This is a genomic window from Microbispora sp. ZYX-F-249 (assembly GCF_039649665.1).
In the GTDB taxonomy this organism is placed as follows: domain Bacteria; phylum Actinomycetota; class Actinomycetes; order Streptosporangiales; family Streptosporangiaceae; genus Microbispora; species Microbispora maris.
In genome coordinates this window covers 175,009-192,981 of the sequence record NZ_JBDJAW010000011.1, presented here as the reverse complement: position 1 = coordinate 192,981, position 17,973 = coordinate 175,009, and the positions used below count along the sequence as shown (strand labels likewise).

Here is a 17,973-nt window from a genome sequence, read left to right as displayed (position 1 = left end):
TACCCCTACACATCCTCCGGTTTGGCCGGTATCCCCCACCGCCGATGAAGCGAGCCCAGGCCATGATCTCCTCCACCTCGTTTCGGCAGCTCCTCGCGCTCGTGCTGGCCGCTGCCGCGATCAGCGCCTGCACGGCCGAGACCGCCGAACAGGCGAAGGTGAACGTCGTCCAGCCGGGTGCGCCGGGACAGGGCAGCAAGGTCGTCCCGGCCGACGAGGTGCCGCGTCCGGACGACCGGGAGTACACCGACGCCGACGTGCGGTTCATGCAGGGGATGATCCGGCATCACTCCCAGGCCCTGCGCATGACCGCGCTCGTCTCCGGCCGCAGCGAGAGCAAGGACCTGCCGCGCTTCGCCAGACGGATCGAGATCTCCCAGCAGGACGAGATCGACCAGATGGTGCGCTGGCTCAGGGCGAGGCTCCAGCAGGTGCCGAGCGTGGGCTCCGGCGCCGGGCACGACCACGGCGGCGAAACGCTCATGCCCGGCATGCTCAGCGAGGAGCAGTTCGCCGAAATGGAGCAGGCCAAGGGGGCGCGGTTCGACCGGCTCTTCTACGAGAACATGATCCAGCACCACCTGGGCGCACTGACGATGGTGGAGGGGCTCTTCGGCGACGGGGGAGGCGAGGAGGTGGAGATCAACCAGTTCGTCACCCATGTCGACGCGGACCAGCGGATAGAGATCGACCGCATGCGCGGCCTGCTCGCCCAGATGGGGTGACCGCCTCCGCTCATCCGAAGATCTGCAGGTAGAACGACAGCTCGGCGGCGAGGGCCGCGGCCCGGGTCTCCAGCCGCCGGAACCCGTGCGCCTCGCCCTCGAACGTCAGGTAGGTGCAGGGCACCCCGCGCGCCGTCAGGCGGTCGGCGAACGCCTGGGACTGGGCCGGCGGCACGACCGGGTCGGCGAGCCCCTGCATCAGCAGCATGGGACAGGTCACCCGGTCGGCCAGGGCGAGCGGCTCGCGCTCGCCGTAGCGTTCCTCCGGACCGACCAGCCACTCCACGTACCTCGACTCGAAGTCGTGGGTGGCCGCGACCAGGGGTGCGAGCGCGCTGACGCCCGCCACCGAGACGCCGCCCGCGAAGACGTCCGAGGCGCCGCAGGCGGCCATGACCGTCCACCCGCCCGCGCTCGCCCCGCGTACGGCGATCCGGGCGGGATCGGCGAGTCCCTCGGCGGCCAGCCACTTCGCCGCCGCGACCACGTCCTCCACGTCGGTCACGCCCCACCGGCCGCGCAGGCGTTCCCGGTAGGCCCGGCCGTACCCGCTGGACCCCCCGTAGTTGACGTCGATCACGCCGATGCCGCGGCTGGTGAGGAACGCCTTGTCCAGGCTGAGCTCGCTCGTCGCGTGCCCGGTCGGCCCGCCGTGCACGAAGACGACGTACGGCGCGCCGCCCTCCTCCGCCCCCTCTGGCGGGTACAGGTACGCGTGGACGCGCGCGCCGGGCCCGGCCTCGAACTCCACGGCCCGGGGCACGGGGAGGACACCGGCGGGCACGTCGTCGATCTCCCGTCGCAGTTCCTCGGCGCGGGCGGCGTCACCGGCGGCTTCGATCCGGACGACCGAGCGCGGCACGTCCGGCCCGTAGCCGATGCCGACGAGCACGTCGCCGTCCGTGTCCAGCACGGGTGACCAGCCCCGGTAGGGGACGTCGAGGTCGCTCAGCGTGCCCGTCTCCGGGTCGAGCACGCCCAGGCGCAGGTCGCCGCGCCCGTGCGGCACGGCGAGCCGCCCGTCGCCCAGCACGGCGTACGGCAGGCCGCCGAGCTGCCACGGCGGCCCGGCGAACTCCTCGTCGAGGGGGCAGAGCGCCTCGCACGACGACCCGGACACGTGGGCCCGGTAGAGGTTCCACCAGCCGGACCGGTCGGAGACGGCGTACAGGTGCCGCTCGCCGCACCACAGCGGCGCGAGGACCGACTCGCCCGGCCCGCCCATCACCGTCCACGTGGCGCCGTCGGACAGCCGCGTGACCCGCAGCTCGGTGCCGGTCCAGGGCATGTGGGGGTGGTTCCAGCAGATGTAGGCGAGGTGCCGGCCGTCGGGGGACGGCGTGGGCGAGGCGTAGAAGTCGCTCCCGGTGACCCACTCGGTGACGCCGCCCGCCCCGGAAAGCGCCACCGACACGATCGAGCGGGTGACCTTGGCGTCCTGGCGATGGCGCTCCCTGACGCACCACACCCGGGGCCCGTCCGGGGTGTCCTGGACCCGCAGATCGGCGTAGCGCAGCGCGCCCGGCGCGCCGGGCGCCGGCGTGACCGGCCGGGGCCGCTCCGTGCCCGGGTCCGGCCCGTCTCCCGGCCGGGGCGGGGCGAGATAGAGCCGCTGATCGGGATGGTGCGCGAAGACGAGGCCGTGGCCGGGGACGACGAGGTAGGACCGCCCGCCGTACTCGTGCACCCGCGTACGGGCGTCCCAGGGCGCGGGAAGCAGGTCGGTGCGGGTGCCGTCGGCGGCCCGGTGGACGACGGTACGGCGGCCGCCCTCGGCGGGGCGGTCCTCCTCCCACCACGTCTCCCGGCCCAGCACGGTCGGGAAGCCGAGCCGCAGACCGGCACGTGCCACGTCGGTGGTGGAGATGGGCGAGGGGCGCGGCGAGAACGGCCTCGGGCCGGGCGTGGGGGGCATGACCGCATCCTGCCGGACCGGCCCGCCCCCGGGGGTGGGAATGCGGCAAGGCATCAGCCGAGGGACGGGGGAGCGGTGTAGCGGGTGGCGAGCGGGCCGAGCTGGTCGATGACCGTCCGCTTCCAGGTGCCGTCCTCGAACATCCGGCGCAGCGCCTCCTCGACCTGGTCACGCAGCGCGGGCGTCCCGGCGGCGATGCCGTACTCCTCGGTCGCCAGAGGTTTGCCGCTGAAGCGGAACCTGCCGGGATACTGCGCCGACAGCCCGGCGAGCACGGGGGCGTCGGCCACGATCGCGTCGGTCCGGCCGGAGGCCAGCAGCGGCGCGCAGGCCGCGGGCAGGTTCGCCTCGGCGAGGAAGAACTGCCGCCACCGGGTGCCGAACCTCTTCACGAGAGGCTCCGCCGACTCCCTGGTGGCGCAGACGCGCTTGCGGGCGAGGTCGCGCGGGCGGCGGACGGACAGGTCGCCGGCCCGGACGAGGATGTCGGTGCTGGTCACCAGGTAGGGCCCGGCGACGTACCGGGAGCCCGCCGGGCCCGTGGCGCCGACGACGAGGTCGGCCCGCGACGGGTCGAGCGTGTAGACGACCTGGTCGTCGCGGTAGCCGAGCGCCCGGGCGACGTACTGCGCCACTTGGATGTCGAACCCGCTGTAGCGGCCGTCGGGGAGCCGGGTGACCAGGCCCGGCTGCCCGGGGCGCACGCCGACCACCAGCGTGCCGTCGTTCCCGCACCCACCGGCGAGGAACACGGCAGCCAGGACGCCGACCACGGCACCGCCACGCCACACGCGCTCAATATCGGGGCCGGGCGCACCCCGGTGCCAGCAGCGACACGGCAAAGATCCCTTTACCCGCGCGGGCCGTACGGCATCAGCGCACGAGCGGGACCTCGCCGCCGGCCATCTCCGCGGCGGCCGGGTCGGCCGAGACCTTGCGGCTGCGCCTGCTGCGCCGCTCCAGCCAGGTGGCGAGGTAGCCCAGGGCCAGGTTGATCGCGATGTAGACCACCGCGATCACGATGACCGAGGGGATCAGGTTGGCGTAGTTGGCCGGCACCACGCGGGCGCCCGCGTTCAGCAGGTCGGCGTAGGCCACGACGAAGCCGAGCGCGGTGTCCTTGAGCAGCACCACGAGCTGGCTGACGATCGCGGGCATCATCGCGGTGACCGCCTGCGGCAGCAGGATCAGCCGCATCACCTGGTTCTTGCGCAGGCCGATGGCGGATCCCGCCTCGGCCTGGCCGCGCGGCACGGCGAGGATGCCCGCGCGCACGATCTCGGCCAGGACCGACCCGTTGTAGACCGTCAGGCCGAAGACCACGGCCGCGAACTCGGTCACGACCAGCCCGGCCAGGCTCCCGCCGTACTGCGCGAAGAAGATGAGCATCAGCACCGGGACCGCGCGGAAGGCCTCGACGACCACCGCGGCCGGGATCCGCACCCAGCGGTGGTCCGACAGGCGCGCGATGCCGAACACCGCGCCGAACAGCAGCGCGAGCACCGCGGCGAGCGCGGCGGCGGTCAGCGTGTTGAGGAGGCCGGGCAGGATCAGCTCGGTCCAGGTGTCGGCCCGCAGGAACGGCTCCCACAGCTCGCCCTTCCACTGGCCCTTCTCGTCGAACTTCGTCCACACGAAGTACGCGACCAGCAGCAGGACGACGCCGAACGCGAGCGTCAGCACGTTGTTGCGCAACCGGGTCCGCGGGCCCGGGACGTCGTAGAGGACGGTGGCGCCGCGCTCCGTCATCGGACCACCGCCAGGCGCCGGGCCAGCCGGCCGGACAGCAGGTTCAGGGGAAGGGTCAGCACGACGAACCCGGCCGCGAAGCCGAGGAAGATGGGAATGATCGCGTCTCCGTGGGCGTCGAACAGGTTCTTCATCCGCAGCGCCGCCTCCATGACGCCGATCGCGGCCGCGACCGTCGTGTTCTTGACCAGCGCGTTCAGCAGGCTCCCGAGCGGCGCGATGACCGTGCGCACCGCCTGGGGGAGGATCACCAGGCGGAGCGTCTGCAGGAACGTCAGGCCGATCGCCCGCGCCGCCTCCGCCTGCCCGAGTGGCACGGTGTTGATCCCGGACCGCACCACCTCGCAGACGAAGGCGGACGTGTAGGCGGACAACCCGATGATCGACAGCCAGAAGCTGTTGAGCGACAGGTCGTCCCGGGAGAACTGGACGTTCATCACCGTGCCCAGGCCGAGGCCGCAGAACACGATGATCAACGTGAGGGGCGTGTTGCGCAGCACGTTGACGTACAGCGCGCCCGCCCCTCGCAGCACCGGCAGCGGACTGACGCGCATGGCCGCCAGCACGATCCCCCAGACCAGCGAGATGACCCCGCTGACCACCGTGAGCTTCACCGTCAGCCAGAACGCGCCGAGGATGACGGGAAGCTCGTCGACGACGGCCTCCACCGCCGGCCTCCTCTCAGTGCCGCTTCCGCGCCGTCCTAGTACCGCTCGACGGACGGCGGCGTCGTGAAGTACTTGCCGAACTCGCCGAGGTTGGCGTCGAGGGCCTTGCGCCAGCTGCCGTCGTTGAAGAACTTCTCGATGGCGTTGTTGATCGCGTCGCGGCCGGCCTTGTCGTCCATCTTGATGCCGATGCCGTACTTCTCCTCGCTGAACGGCTGGCCGATCAGCTTGAACTTGCCGGGGAACTGGGCGGCGAACCCGGCGAGGATCGTCGCGTCCGTGGAGATCGCGTCGACCTGCTTGTTCTCCAGCAGCGGGAGGCAGGCGCCGTACCCCTGCTGCTGGGTGAGGTTCTTGGACTCCCACTCGGCCCCGAACTTGTCGGCGAGCCGCTTCGGCGACGACGAGCCCTGGGCGCCGCAGACCTTCTTGTCCTTGAGGGAGTCGACCCCGGTGATCGAGGTGTCGTCCGCGCGGACGAGGATGTCCTGCCCGGTGACCAGGTAGGGACCGGCGAAGGAGATCTTCTTCTTGCGCTCGTCGGTGATGGAGTAGGTCGCCACGACCATGTCCACCTGGCCCTGCTGGATGAACGGCTCGCGGTTGGCCGACTGGGCCTCCTTGAAGGTGATCCCGCTCTCCGGCACGCCGAGTTCCTTGGCGACGTACCTGGCCACGTCCACGTCGAACCCGCCGTAGCTGCCGTCGGGCTTCTTCAGCCCCCAGCCCGGCTGGTCGATCTTGATGCCGATGACGAGCTTCTTGTCGTTCTTCGCCTTGTCGGCGATCGAGTCCGCCCCGGAGTTGCCGCAGGCCGTCAGGCCGGTAGCCAGGGCGGCGAGCGCGAGCAGGCCGGCTCCGAATCGCATCCGTGTCACCTTTCGCTTTCGTGGAGCTTGTCGTGAGCGGGGATCAGTGGGTGAGGATCTTGGAAAGGAAGTCGCGGGCGCGCTCGGTGCTCGGCTGGGTGAAGAACTCCGAGGGCTCGCCCTCCTCGACGATCTGGCCGTCGGCCATGAAGACGACCCGGTTGGCCGCCCGGCGGGCGAAGCCCATCTCGTGGGTGACGACCATCATCGTCATGCCGTCGCGCGCCAGGCCGGTCATCACGTCGAGCACTTCCTGGACCATCTCGGGGTCGAGGGCCGAGGTCGGCTCGTCGAACAGGATCATCTTGGGGTCCATCGCCAGCGCGCGGGCGATGGCGGCACGCTGCTGCTGACCTCCGGACAGCTGGGCGGGATACTTGCCGGCCTGCGAGGCGATGCCGACCCGTTCGAGCAGCTCCATGCCCCGCTGCTCGGCCTGCTGCCGGGAGACCTTCCGTACTCTGACCGGGCCGAGCGTGACGTTCTCCAGGATCGTCTTGTGGGAGAACAGGTTGAAGGACTGGAACACCATTCCCACCTCGGACCGCAGGCGGGCGAGGGCGCGGCCCTCCGCGGGAAGCTCCTGACCGTCGAAGACGATGCTCCCGCCGTCGATGGTCTCCAGCCGGTTGATCACACGGCACAAGGTCGACTTGCCGCTGCCGGACGGGCCGATGACGACGACCACCTCGCCCCGGCCCACGCTCAGCTCGATGTCCCTGAGCACGTGCAGCGGACCGAAATGCTTGTTGACTCCCTCCAGCCTGACAAGCGGGGCCCCACCACTGTTCTCCGTCATGGTCATCAAACGTAGGGGTGTCAAGACGACCAAGTCACTAACGTCCCGGTACCGAATCGGTCACATCCCGGCTGTTCAGGACCCCATCCCGGCGGCCGGGCACGGCCGGCCCATGCGGCCCGGGACGCGGTCCCGGTTGGCTCCTGCCGATCACTCGTCGTGAAGGAGTCCAAATGCTGAGAAATCCGGACCTGTTCCGTAAGACCGTCGCGGGAACCGCCATGCTGGCGTGGCCCGTCCTGCTGGGCCTGGCCTTCCTCACCTCGCCGCCGGGCACCGAGCACGATCCCGCCGTGTTCCGCGCGAGTCCCGTGCAGGTGCAGGCCAGCGCGCTGCTGTTCCAGTGGGCGACCGTCTGCCTGGTCCCGGTGATCCTCGGGCTCGCCCATCTGCTGCGCCGCCGGGCGCCGCGCACCGGCAACATCGGCGCGGCCATCGGCCTCACCGGCGCGGCCACCGCCGCCTGCCTGTTCATGACCGACTTCTACGACCTGGCGCTGGCGCTCACCCTTCCGGACGACCAGGCCGCCCGGGTGACCGAGGTGGCCGGCGCGCTCGGCGGGTTCGTGTACGGCGTCCTCCTGCCGGGGTTCCTCCTCCACGTTGGCCTGCTGGTGCTGCTGACGGGCCTGGCGGCCGTGCGGCGGGGGCCGTGGTGGGTGCCGGTGGCGGCGCTCGCGGGCGTCTGCGGGCCGTTCCTCACGATGGGGCAGCCGCCGGCCGTCCAGGCCATCGGGTCGCTGTTCCACCTCGCCGCGTTCGGCACGGTCGCCCTGAAGGTCCTGCGCATGCCGGTCGACGACTGGCGGGCCGCCTGATCACCGGCTAGAGCCCCGACTCCCTGGCCAGCATGATCGCCTCGGCCCGGTCGGCCACGCGCAGCTTCGTGAAGATGCTCGACACGTGGTTGCGCACGGTCTTCTGGCTCAGCCCGAGCCGGGCCGCTATCTGGACGTTCGTCAGGTGGCCGGCGACCAGGGCCAGGATCTCCCGCTCACGCGGGGTGAGTTCGGGAAAGCTCGGCTCCGGTTTCCTGCCGAGATCGGAGAAGTAGCCCATCAGCCGTCCGGCGAGGGCGGGGCCGAAGATCGCCTCGCCCTCGGCCACGGCCCGGATCGCCCGCACGAGTTCGGCCCGCCGCGCGCCCTTGAGCACGTATCCGCGCGCCCCCGCGCGCACCGCGGCGAAGACCGCGTCGTCGTCGTCCGCCATGCTGAGCACGAGGACCCGCACGTGCGGGTTGTCCCTGGTGATCCGCTCGGTCGCCGCCACCCCGCCGATGCCGGGCATGGCGAGGTCCATCAGCACGACGTCGGGCTGCACACGGGGGAGGAGCGCGAGGGCCTGCTCGCCGCTGGCCGCCTCGTCGGCGACCTCCACCTCCTCCACCGGCCGCAGGAGCGCGCGCAGCCCCGCCCGGAAGGCAGAGTGATCGTCAACCAGCAGCACGCGGATCGGCTCCATCGCCCGCCTCCCGTCGTATCGTGTCCGGCGCCGTGTCCGGCGCCGTTTCCGGCGCCGTTTCCGGCGCGGTGTCCGGCGCGGTGTCCGGCGCCGCGTCCTGGGGTGCGCTCTGCACGGGAAGGCGGGCCAGCACCCGCGTCCCGCCTCCCGGGCGCGGCCCGATCAGGCAGGTGCCGCCGAGTTCTGCCGCCCGTTCCCGCATCGAGGCCGTGCCGACCCCGCAGTGGGCGGACACCGGGCCGCCGGCGTCCGCGTACGGCTCGCCGCCCTCGTCGGCGACCTCCACTTCGAGCGCGCCTGGCGGGGCCCCGCCGGTCATGCCGAGCCGTACGCGCACCCGTCCGGCCCCGGCGTGGCGGCGCGCGTTCGCCAGCGCCTCGGCGGTGATCCGGTAGGCCGCCACCTCCACCGCCGCGGGCAGCGCCGGGAGCGTCCCCTCGATCTCCACGTCGGCCTCGACGCCGGGCAGCCGGGCCGCGTGCGATCTGATCGCCCCGGCCAGGCCCAGCGTGTCGAGGGCCGGCGGCCGCAGCCCCTCCACCAGCGTCCGCACGTCGGCCATCGCCGTGTGCGCGTCCGTCATGATCTCTTCGAGCATCGCCAGGGCGTCCGGATCGCGCACCATGTCCTGCATGGCCTCCGCCCGCATGGTGAGCGCGGCCAGGGTCGGCCCGAGCCCGTCGTGCAGGTCGCGGCGCAGCCGCCGCCGCTCCTCCTCGCGCGCCGCCACCAGCCGTTCGCGTGAGCGCTGCAGGTCCGCCGACAGCCGTACGGCGTGCACGGCGATCCCCGTCTGGCGGGCGAGGTCGGCGAGAACGCGGCGGTCCCGCGCGCCGAGGCCGCTTTCGCCCGGGCGCGGAGAAAGGACCAGGTCGCCCATCGGTTCGCCCCGGTGCACGAGCGGCAGCCGTACGGCGCCGGGGGAGGGCGCGCCGTAGGCGTGGGTCGGCCCGCCGGCGACCTCGACCGCGACGTGCGGCAGGCGCAGCGCCTCCGCCACCGACCGGGCCGCCGCGGCGAGCACCGCGCCCGGCTCCGCCGCCTCCGCCGCCTCCTCCAGGCGCCTGCCCAGCAGGGCCAGCGCCGCGTACGGATCGTCCCGCCTGCCGTACATCACGAGGTTGACGGCGCGTTGCAGCCGCTCACGCAGCGGCGCGAAGACGAGGGCGACCACCCCGGCGGCGGCCACCGACACCGGCAGCCCGTCCGCCGCGCGGAACACGGCGCCGAGATAGGTGACCACGAGCACGTAGCCGCCGAACACGCACGCCGACAACAGGACGTAGACGAGCGTGCGGTTGATCACGAGGTCGATGTCGAACAGGCCGTGCCGCAGCACCGCGACCGCGGCGGCGGCCGGGAGCAGGCAGGCCGCGAGCGTCCCCAGGACCTCCCAGAACGCGCTGGTGATGGGCCAGATGGAGCGCGGGTCGCCGTCGGAGAGCCCCGCGGCCACCCGCCCCGCGACGATCAGCCCGGCGAGCCCGGCGGCGTAGGCGAGCCACTTGAGCTGAGCCCGTTCGTCGGCGCCGCCGCGCCGGGCCCGCCGTACGAGACCGGCCGCGCCCGCCACGAACAGGGCGCCCATGAGTGCGGTCGTGAGCGGCTCGACGAACGGCGTGACGACGGCGAGCGCGGGCACCCCGAGGGGGTTGGGCAGCGGCGTGCCCCAGCCGAGCTGGTGGCTGGAACCCGGCAGCAGGGCGCTCAGCGCGGCCGTCACGGCGGCGACGACGGCGAGCCCCCACAGGACCGCCCGCCACCCGGGCGACGACGGCCGTCCCGAGGGGAACAACGCCGGAACGGCGGCGACGGAAAGGTTGGCCGGGACCCACAGCCACGTCTGCGGCCAGGCCATCGGGGTCGCGAACGGCAGCCCGGCCAGCGCGTAGTGCCCGGTCGCGTCCAGCGACGCGAAGCACAGGCCGCAGGCGGCCAGCAGCCATCCGACGGCGTTGCCCGGACGGGCGGCACTGATCAGGCCGCCGACCAGGGCGCAGACGACGACGAAGAGAAGATGGCTCTGGGCGAACAGCCCGGCGCCGTTGCGGTGGCCGAGCACCAGGGCCGCGGCGACCAGGAGCAGGGTGAGCGCGCAGACCGCCCACGCAGTACGCCGCACCGCCCGCCTCCCTCACGCGCCTCCGGCGCGACCGCTGAGTCGGGCTCAGGCTAGCGACCGATATGCCCAGGCGAACAGGACGATGTCCCAGGACAGTGCGTGATGCCGGATATATCGGCGAGGGGCCTTTATGGGTTCAGCGGCCGGACACGCCGGCGTGCGCGGTACGGCCGTCGCGGCCACCGGCCGGCTGAAGCGCTTCGCTGAGGGGGAGGCGCAGGACGAACCGGGCTCCCCGCCGGCTGTCCTCGATGGTCAGGGTTCCCCGGTGGGCTTCGGCGATCTCCCGTGCGATCGCCAGCCCCAACCCGGTCCCTCCGGAGTCCCGGTCGCGCGAGGCGTCCAGCCGGGTGAAGCGGTCGAAGACCGTCTCCCGGTGCTCCGGAGCGATGCCGGCGCCGTCGTCGGCGACCTCCAGCGTCGCCGCCGATCCCGTGGCTCGCACGCTGACGAGGACCTGTGAGGTGGCGTGCCGTTCGGCGTTGTCGAGCAGGTTGACCAGGAGCCGGGTGATCCGCAGCCGGTCGCAGTCGACGAAGACCCCCTGCTGCAGATCCTTGGCGATCCGTATTCGGTAGGTGCGGCGGCCGAGCTCGTCGCGGACCAGTTGACCGAGGTCGGCCGGGCTGAGGTCGAGCGGGGCGCGGGCGTCCAGCCTGGCCAGGGTCAGCAGGTCGGTCACGATCGCCTGAAGCCGGTCCACCCCGCCGAGCACCGCCGCGGTCATCGCCGGCCAGTCGGTGTCGTCCGGGTGCATGAGCGCCTCCTCGAGCTGCGCCCGCATGGCGGTGATGGGGCTGCGCAGGTCGTGGGAGGCGTCCGAGGTGAACCGGCGCAGTCGCTTGTACGCGCCTTCGAGCCGGTCCAGGGTGTCGTTCACCGTCTCGGCCAGAAGGTTGATCTCCTGGTGGTTCTTGTCGGCCGTCGGGACCCTGCGGTGGAGGTCGGTGGCGGTGATCTCCGCGAGCTCCGCGCGGATGGCGTCCACCGGGACGAGGTCCTTTCTGATCAGGCGGTAGGTCCCGCCCGCCGTCATCGCCGTCATCAGCAGGGACATGCCGATCGCGAAGAACAGCGCCGCGGTGTTCCCGTACCACGGGACCGTCGGCACGGCCACATAGAGCAGCCAGGGCCCGTCCGGTTGGTAGACCTTGTACGAGAAGACCGTCATGCAGCCCTTCAGCCCGGCCGGAGAGCACAGGACCCGCTCGGCGTGGACGCTGTCGCTGGTGGCGTGGAAGGTCGCCATCGGGGGCCTGCCGGCGAGCTGCGGCGTCGAGGCGACGACCCGCTGCCGTGTGTCCAGGACCTGGATCGCCATGTCCTTGCCGGCCGGCAGCACGGAAGGGAGGTATCCCTGCCTGATGAGGGGCACCGTCCGGTCCCACGCCCCGGTGACCCGGGCCCGGGCCGTGTCGGCGTCCTTGCCGCCCACGAACACCAGGAAGAGCATGCTGACTCCGGCGCACACCAGTGCCACGGCGGCGGAGTAGCCAACAGTCCTGCGGACGAGGACGGATGATCGGTTCCAGTTCACCATCGGTTCGGGCCAATCGCTTGGGGAGCGTGGGTCGGTGCGCTCGGTCACGGTCCTGCGACCGCTCCGGGGAGAGGAGCGCGTGTGCCTCCACACCTCCACAAGACGACCACACACAGGCGAATGCCTCAATAAAGCGAACTTTTCGCTTCAGACAAGCCTGAGTAATGGCAAACCCCTCCTGCCGTCACTTCCCGGGTCCGATCGGGTCCGCGACGGCTCCGGTACGGGCGGGGGTGGGGAAGCGCCTACCCTTGTAGTGCGATGACTGCGACCACACAGACTGTGACGACACAGGGCGCCGAAGGCGCGACGACGACACAGGGCGGCGAGGGTGCGGCCCGGACCTACGAGGTGCGGACCTACGGCTGCCAGATGAACGTGCACGACTCGGAGCGGCTGTCCGGGCTGCTGGAGGACGCGGGATACGTCCGCGCGGCCGAAGGGGAGACGCCGGACGTCGTCGTGTTCAACACCTGCGCCGTGCGGGAGAACGCCGACAACCGGCTCTACGGCAACCTCGGGCATCTGCGGCCGATCAAGACGGCCCGCAAGGGCATGCAGATCGCGGTCGGCGGGTGCCTGGCGCAGAAGGACCAGGGCGAGATCGTCCGCCGGGCCCCCTGGGTGGACGTCGTCTTCGGCACCCACAACATCGGGTCGCTGCCGGTGCTGCTGGAGCGGGCCCGGATCGCCGAAGAGGCCCAGGTCGAGATCAAGGAGTCCCTGGAGACCTTCCCCTCCACGCTGCCGAGCCGCCGCGAGTCGGCGTACGCCGCCTGGGTGGCGATCTCGGTCGGGTGCAACAACACCTGCACGTTCTGCATCGTGCCGTCGCTGCGCGGCAAGGAGAAGGACCGCCGTCCCGGCGACATCCTCAACGAGGTGCGCACGCTGGTCGGCCAGGGCGTCCTGGAGGTCACCCTGCTGGGCCAGAACGTCAACACCTACGGCGTGGAGTTCGGCGACCGGCTGGCGTTCGGCAAGCTGCTGCGGGCCTGCGGCGACATCGAGGGCCTGGAGCGGGTCCGCTTCACCTCGCCCCACCCCGCCGCCTTCACCGACGACGTGATCGCCGCGATGGCCGAGACGCCCAACGTGATGCACCAGCTGCACATGCCGCTGCAGTCCGGCTCCGACCGCGTCCTCAAGGCCATGCGCCGGTCGTACCGGTCCGAGCGCTACCTCGGGATCATCGAGCGGGTCCGGGCCGCGATGCCGGACGCCGCGATCTCCACCGACATCATCGTGGGCTTCCCCGGCGAGACCGAGGAGGACTTCCGGCAGACCCTCGACGTGGTGCGGCAGTCGCGCTTCGCCAACGCGTTCACATTCCAGTACTCCATCCGCCCGGGCACCCCGGCCGCGACCATGGACGACCAGGTGCCCAAGGAAGTCGTCCAGGAGCGGTACGAGCGCCTGGTGGCCCTCCAGGAGGAGATCTCCTGGGAGGAGAACAAGAAGCAGGTCGGGCGCACCCTGGAGGTGCTGGTCGCCGAGGGCGAGGGCCGCAAGGACGACGCCACCCACCGCCTGTCCGGCCGGGCGGCCGACAACCGGCTCGTCCACCTCGCCGCCTCCGACGTCGCCGCCGGCGCCCGTCCCGGCGACATGGTCACCGTCGAGGTCACCTACGCCGCGCCGCACCACCTGGTGGCCGACAAGGTCCTGTCCGTACGGCGGACCCGCGCGGGCGACGCCTGGGAGGCCCGGCAGGCCGCCCCGCAGCGGGGCAACGCCGTGAGCCTGGGCATGCCCGGCATCGGCCGTCCCGCGCCGCTTCCCGCGGAGCCGCCCGCTTGCTCGGCGGTCTGACGCGCCGGGCCCCGCGACGGCCGGGTCACTGGCCGAGGCGGCGCAGGACCTCGTAGCAGTAGGCGCGCCGCAGGTCGTCGTCGAATCGCAGGCAGGGATCCTCGACCTGGGTCTGCGCTCCCCCGTCCGCCTCGGCGAGGGGCTGGGCCGTGTCGTGCGTGCCCGCGTCCCGGGCCGCCGTGTCCTTGGGCCCAGCGCCCTTGGCCGCGGTGCCCTTGGCCGCCGTGTTCCCGGTCGCCGAGCCGCCGGTCGTGGAGCCTCGTGCGGCCGGTTTCGTGCCGTCCGGGGCGGCGATCCGGGCGGACCGGTGCCGCTCCGCCTCTCTCGTCCCGCCGCGGCCCGGCATGCTCCCCGAGCCCGCCGAGCCCGGCGACGGCGGCCGGGATCGGGACGAGGGGCCGGGCACCCTGAGACGGTGTCCGGGCGGCCGCGGCGCCCCGCTCTCCTGCCCGGGCGGCGGCGTGTCGCGTCCACCGGGTTCCGGTTCCGTCTCCGGCCGCCCGGACGGGGCGGCCGGTGGGGAGAAGAAGGGGCCGGCGCCGGGGAAGCCGGGCGCAGTACGTGCCGGCGTGACCGGGGAGCGCAGGTCGGCGGCCACCGGCCGGGCGGCCGGGGGCGCGGGATCCTGCCCGGACAGGACGGCCAGCACGACGCCGAGCCCGGCGATCGCGGTCACACCGATCACGCCCGTCAGGGCGAGGACGGGATGGCCCTCGCGTCGATGCCGTGGAGTGGGGGAGAAATCCGGCAAGGTCGTTTTCTTTTCATGCGGCGGTCTGTTGTCGTGGATTTCTCAGTCTGCCCGCCGCGTACGCGATTTCAGCGGCGGTTCCGCCGATTTCCGGGAGCCCCAGATAAGCCACCTCGACCATAAATATGGGGAAATTCCCCCCTGATTTGTGCGTGCCTCGAATGCGAGTTACACCGTCCCGGGCAGCGCGGGGCCTGTACGGCGGGGGCCGGGGGACTTCTTCCCGCGGCGATTCCCGGAGGAGAAACCGCTCGTCATGGTCTGCCGCTCCTGGCTGCTGGACGAGCAGCCGGCGGAATGCCTGCCCGAAGACTCCGACATCGTGCGATTCCAATCGCCTTTTCCCTGATCCCGGGCGATCGGCGGCGACCCGCGGACCGGAAGCCCGAGCCCGCGGTGCGCCGAAGACACCTAGCATCGGCGGTGTGTCCGTTCGTGAACTGGTCGTCCTCGGCACCTCGAGCGCGGTGCCCACCCGTCACCGCAACCACAACGGCTACCTGCTGCGCTGGGACGGCGAGGGGTTCCTGTTCGATCCGGGTGAGGGCACGCAGCGGCAGATGCTGCACGCCGGCGTGAGCGCGCACGACATCACCTGGATCTGCGTCACCCACTTCCACGGCGACCACTGCCTGGGGGTGCCCGGCGTGGTCCAGCGGATCGCCAGGGACAAGGTGAACCACGAGGTGCGGGCGGCCTACCCCGCGAGCGGCGAGACGTACTGGCGCAGGCTGCGCCACGCGTCGGCCTTCGCCGACACCGACGTGATCACGCCCCGCCCGGTGTCCGGCGAGGTGATCAGGTGGCCGTCGGGCCCCGTGACGCTGACCGCGCGGCCGCTGTCGCACCCCGTCCAGTCGTACGGCTACCGCGTGGACGAGCCGGGCGGGCGCCGCATGCTGCCCGGGGAACTGGCCAGGCGGGGCGTGCGCGGCCCGATGATCGGGGAGCTTCAACGGCACGGCACGCTGACGCTGCCGGACGGCACGACGGTCACGCTGGACGAGTGCAGCGCCCCCAGGCCGGGACAGAGCGCCGCCTTCGTGATGGACACCCGGTTGTGCGACGGCGCCTTCGCCCTGGCCGAGGGCGTCGACCTGCTGGTGATCGAGTCGACGTTCCTGTCGGACGAGAGCGCGATGGCGGCGCAGTACGGGCACCTGACGGCGGCCCAGGCGGGGCGGATCGCGGCGGCGTGCGGGGTGCGGCGGCTGGTGCTCACCCACTTCTCCGAGCGCTACACGGTCGCGGACGAGCCGCGCTTCGTGGACGAGGTGCGCAAGTCCTACGCGGGGGACGTCGTGACGGCGCGCGACCTCATGCGCGTCCCGGTGCCGAAGCGGGCGGACTACCAGGCCCAGCGGGCCACGAAGTAGCCCACGCCGTACGGCGCGTCGTCGTACAGCAGCTCGGCGGCCGGCGGGGGCGCCTGCCGCGCCGCGCCGCCCAGCACCTGGAAGGCCGCCCGGCCCGCCGCCCACAGCTCCCGCGCCGGGGCCGGGTCCAGCGCCAGCAGCCGTCCGGAGTCGCCGGACGCGAGCGCGCCGGCGAGCATCTCGTCGTACGGCACGGCGTCGGGGTGCACATAGCCGGGCGCCTTCTCGGTGCGCCTGGCCGAGCCGTCGCCCATGACCAGCAGCGCCACCCGCGGCGCCGATCCCGCGATCGCGCGGCCTGCGGCGGCGCACTCGTCCGGCGGCGCGTCGAAGCCCACCGCCTCGAATCGCAGGACGGGAGGCACGCGCGTCCCCTCCAGCAGCCAGCGGCCGATCGTGAGCGACAGGGGCAGGACGGCATCCCCCGGCCCCACCCGCACGTCGGGGCCCCACGGGCGCAGCGTCCCGGCCGCGTCTGCGGGAAAGGACGCGGTGACGTCCGCGCCGCCGGCCACGGCCAGCACGTCGGGACGGGCGTCGAGGAGCGAGCCGACCGCCGCGGCGCAGGCCGCGCGCAGGGCGTCCAGCTCGGGTGCGGCGGCCCCGGCGACCTGCGGGACGAGCAGCGGAGGATGCGGGCAGACGGCAGCGGCGACCAGCACCCGCTCACCCTACCCCGGCCGATCGCCCGCAGAATGGGACACATGGACAGCAGCACCGTGGCGTTCGCGACCGTACCGACCAGGCTGGGCGACGTGCTCGCCGCCGTCACCGGGGACGGGGTCGCCGCGACGGACTTCCGGGACGGCCCCCTGGTCAGGCGGCGCATCGCCGGCCGCCTCGGGATGGCCCCCGCCGACGACCCCGCCCGTACGGACGCCGTACGGGAGGAGCTGGCGGCGTACTTCCACGGCGAGCTGAAGGAGTTCCGCGTGCCGGTGGACTGGCGGCTCATGTCGCCGCTCCAGCGGCAGGTCCTCGGCACCTTGTTCGACACCGTCCCGTACGGCGAGGTGGTGACGTACGGGGAGCTGGCGGCGCGCAGCGGCACGGGGGTCCCGGCGCGGGCCATCGGCTCGATCATGGGCGGCAACCCGATCCCGATCATCGTGCCGTGCCACCGGGTCGTCGCGAGCAACGGGCTCGGCGGCTTCAGCGGCGGCGAGGGCGTGGAGTCCAAGCGGTGGCTGCTCACCCTCGAAGGCCACCTGCCGCCCACCCTCGACTGGGACATGTGACCTCCCCGCCGCTGGGACACTGGACGGTGTGGGGCAGCAATCTGTGATCGCCGTGGTGGGCGCTACCGCGGCGGGCAAGTCCGACCTGGCCGTCGAGCTGGCGCTCCGGCTGGGCGGCGAAGTGATCAACACCGACTCCATGCAGCTCTACCAGGGCATGGACATCGGCACCGCCAAGCTCTCCGAGGGGGAGCGGCGCGGCGTCCCCCATCACCTGCTGGACATCTGGCCGGTGACGCGGACCGCCAGCGTGGCCGAATACCAGCGGCTCGTCCGTCCCCTGATCGAGGATTTGCGCGCCCGCGGGCGGGTGCCCGTGCTGGCGGGCGGCTCCGGGCTCTACGTCCGGGCCGCGATCGACGACCTGGAGTTCCCGGGGACCGACCCGGACATCCGGGCCCGGCTGGAGAAGGAGCTCGCCGAGACCGGCCCGGTGCCCCTGTACGAACGGCTCAAGGGCCTCGACCCGGTGGCCGCGGAGAACATCCTGCCGAGCAACGGCCGCAGGATCGTCCGCGCGCTGGAGGTCATCGAGCTGTCCGGGCGGCCGTTCTCGGCCACGATGCCGTCGTACGACGCGGTCTACGACAGCGTGCAGATCGGCGTCGAGGTGCCGCGGCCGGTCCTGGACGAGCGGATCGAGCTGCGGGTCGGCCGCATGTGGGAGGCCGGGCTGGTGGACGAGGTGCGCGCGCTCGCCGCGCGGGGTCTCGCCGAGGGCAGGACCGCCAGCCGGGCCCTCGGGTACGCGCAGGTCCTGCGGTTCCTGAGCGGCGAGTGGACCGAGGAGCGGGCGCGGGAGGAGACGGTGCGCGCCACCCGCAGGTTCGCCAGGCGGCAGGAGTCGTGGTTCCGCCGCGACCCCCGGGTGGTGTGGCTGCCGTTCGACGCCCCCGACCTGGCCGACCGCGCGATCGGCGTGATCACGGGCGCCTCCTAGACTTC

Annotated in this window: 18 protein-coding genes; 7 read left to right on the top strand and 11 right to left on the bottom strand. The window is 72.6% G+C overall.

Features of this window, described 5'->3' with window-relative positions:
- The first annotated feature begins 44 nt into the window (after positions 1-44).
- Positions 45-725, top strand: a complete 681-nt coding sequence (locus AAH991_RS16115) for a DUF305 domain-containing protein (RefSeq protein ID WP_346226628.1) — start codon at positions 45-47, stop codon at positions 723-725.
- A gap of 10 nt (positions 726-735) precedes the next feature.
- Here the strand turns inward: AAH991_RS16115 and AAH991_RS16110 are convergent, their stop codons facing one another.
- The 6 genes from AAH991_RS16110 to AAH991_RS16085 all read right to left on the bottom strand — a co-directional run bounded on the left by AAH991_RS16110 (position 736) and on the right by AAH991_RS16085 (position 6,725).
- Positions 736-2,640, bottom strand: coding sequence for a S9 family peptidase (locus AAH991_RS16110; protein WP_346226627.1), 1,905 nt, complete (start codon positions 2,638-2,640; stop codon positions 736-738).
- Between the two features lie 53 nt (positions 2,641-2,693).
- Positions 2,694-3,431, bottom strand: a complete 738-nt coding sequence (locus AAH991_RS16105) for a transporter substrate-binding domain-containing protein (RefSeq protein WP_346226626.1) — start codon at positions 3,429-3,431, stop codon at positions 2,694-2,696.
- Positions 3,432-3,513: 82 nt separating this feature from the next.
- Entirely contained in the window at positions 3,514-4,389 is an 876-nt protein-coding gene (locus tag AAH991_RS16100; RefSeq protein WP_346226625.1) for an amino acid ABC transporter permease, read from the bottom strand.
- Positions 4,386-5,057, bottom strand: coding sequence for an amino acid ABC transporter permease (locus tag AAH991_RS16095; RefSeq protein ID WP_346226624.1), 672 nt, complete (start codon positions 5,055-5,057; stop codon positions 4,386-4,388). Before AAH991_RS16095 ends, AAH991_RS16100 begins: the two co-directional genes overlap by 4 nt.
- Positions 5,058-5,092: 35 nt before the next feature.
- The gene (locus AAH991_RS16090; protein ID WP_346226623.1) at positions 5,093-5,926 is read right to left on the bottom strand and encodes a glutamate ABC transporter substrate-binding protein; all 834 of its coding nucleotides are present in this window, start codon (positions 5,924-5,926) and stop codon (positions 5,093-5,095) included.
- Between the two features lie 43 nt (positions 5,927-5,969).
- Positions 5,970-6,725: an amino acid ABC transporter ATP-binding protein gene (locus AAH991_RS16085; protein ID WP_346226622.1), complete on the bottom strand. Its 756-nt coding sequence runs from the start codon at positions 6,723-6,725 to the stop codon at positions 5,970-5,972.
- 173 nt (positions 6,726-6,898) lie between these two features.
- On the opposite strand from AAH991_RS16085, the gene AAH991_RS16080 reads away from it, so the two are divergent.
- Positions 6,899-7,543 carry a hypothetical protein gene (locus tag AAH991_RS16080; protein WP_346226621.1) on the top strand — a complete coding sequence of 215 codons (645 nt, stop codon included), beginning with the start codon at positions 6,899-6,901 and terminating at the stop codon, positions 7,541-7,543.
- A 7-nt stretch (positions 7,544-7,550) separates the two neighbouring features.
- On the opposite strand, the gene AAH991_RS16075 is transcribed toward AAH991_RS16080, so the two are convergent.
- From AAH991_RS16075 to AAH991_RS16065, 3 genes are all read right to left on the bottom strand, one after another.
- The gene (locus AAH991_RS16075; RefSeq protein WP_346226620.1) at positions 7,551-8,189 is read right to left on the bottom strand and encodes a response regulator; all 639 of its coding nucleotides are present in this window, start codon (positions 8,187-8,189) and stop codon (positions 7,551-7,553) included.
- A complete protein-coding gene (locus tag AAH991_RS16070) occupies positions 8,161-10,311 on the bottom strand; it encodes a sensor histidine kinase (protein WP_346226619.1) in 2,151 nt (716 codons plus the stop codon). Before AAH991_RS16070 ends, AAH991_RS16075 begins: the two co-directional genes overlap by 29 nt.
- Before the next feature lie 136 nt (positions 10,312-10,447).
- Positions 10,448-11,791, bottom strand: a complete 1,344-nt coding sequence (locus AAH991_RS16065; protein WP_346226618.1) for a sensor histidine kinase — start codon at positions 11,789-11,791, stop codon at positions 10,448-10,450.
- 411 nt (positions 11,792-12,202) lie between these two features.
- Here AAH991_RS16065 and miaB point away from each other — a divergent pair, with 411 nt between their 5' ends.
- A complete protein-coding gene (miaB, locus tag AAH991_RS16060) occupies positions 12,203-13,663 on the top strand; it encodes a tRNA (N6-isopentenyl adenosine(37)-C2)-methylthiotransferase MiaB (protein ID WP_346226647.1) in 1,461 nt (486 codons plus the stop codon).
- 25 nt (positions 13,664-13,688) lie between these two features.
- Here the strand turns inward: miaB and AAH991_RS16055 are convergent, their stop codons facing one another.
- A complete protein-coding gene (locus AAH991_RS16055; protein ID WP_346226617.1) occupies positions 13,689-14,414 on the bottom strand; it encodes a hypothetical protein in 726 nt (241 codons plus the stop codon).
- Positions 14,415-14,562: 148 nt separating this feature from the next.
- Here AAH991_RS16055 and AAH991_RS40480 point away from each other — a divergent pair, with 148 nt between their 5' ends.
- Both AAH991_RS40480 and AAH991_RS16050 read left to right on the top strand, forming a co-directional pair.
- A complete protein-coding gene (locus AAH991_RS40480) occupies positions 14,563-14,763 on the top strand; it encodes a hypothetical protein (RefSeq protein WP_428833992.1) in 201 nt (66 codons plus the stop codon).
- A gap of 76 nt (positions 14,764-14,839) precedes the next feature.
- Positions 14,840-15,790 carry a ribonuclease Z gene (locus AAH991_RS16050; protein WP_346226616.1) on the top strand — a complete coding sequence of 317 codons (951 nt, stop codon included), beginning with the start codon at positions 14,840-14,842 and terminating at the stop codon, positions 15,788-15,790.
- Here AAH991_RS16050 and AAH991_RS16045 read toward each other — a convergent pair.
- Positions 15,763-16,452 carry a class III extradiol ring-cleavage dioxygenase family protein gene (locus tag AAH991_RS16045; protein ID WP_346226615.1) on the bottom strand — a complete coding sequence of 230 codons (690 nt, stop codon included), beginning with the start codon at positions 16,450-16,452 and terminating at the stop codon, positions 15,763-15,765. The genes AAH991_RS16050 and AAH991_RS16045 overlap by 28 nt on opposite strands.
- A gap of 42 nt (positions 16,453-16,494) precedes the next feature.
- Here AAH991_RS16045 and AAH991_RS16040 point away from each other — a divergent pair, with 42 nt between their 5' ends.
- Positions 16,495-17,028: a methylated-DNA--[protein]-cysteine S-methyltransferase gene (locus AAH991_RS16040; RefSeq protein ID WP_346226614.1), complete on the top strand. Its 534-nt coding sequence runs from the start codon at positions 16,495-16,497 to the stop codon at positions 17,026-17,028.
- A gap of 28 nt (positions 17,029-17,056) precedes the next feature.
- Positions 17,057-17,968 carry a tRNA (adenosine(37)-N6)-dimethylallyltransferase MiaA gene (miaA, locus tag AAH991_RS16035; RefSeq protein ID WP_346226612.1) on the top strand — a complete coding sequence of 304 codons (912 nt, stop codon included), beginning with the start codon at positions 17,057-17,059 and terminating at the stop codon, positions 17,966-17,968.
- The last annotated feature ends 5 nt before the right edge of the window (positions 17,969-17,973 follow it).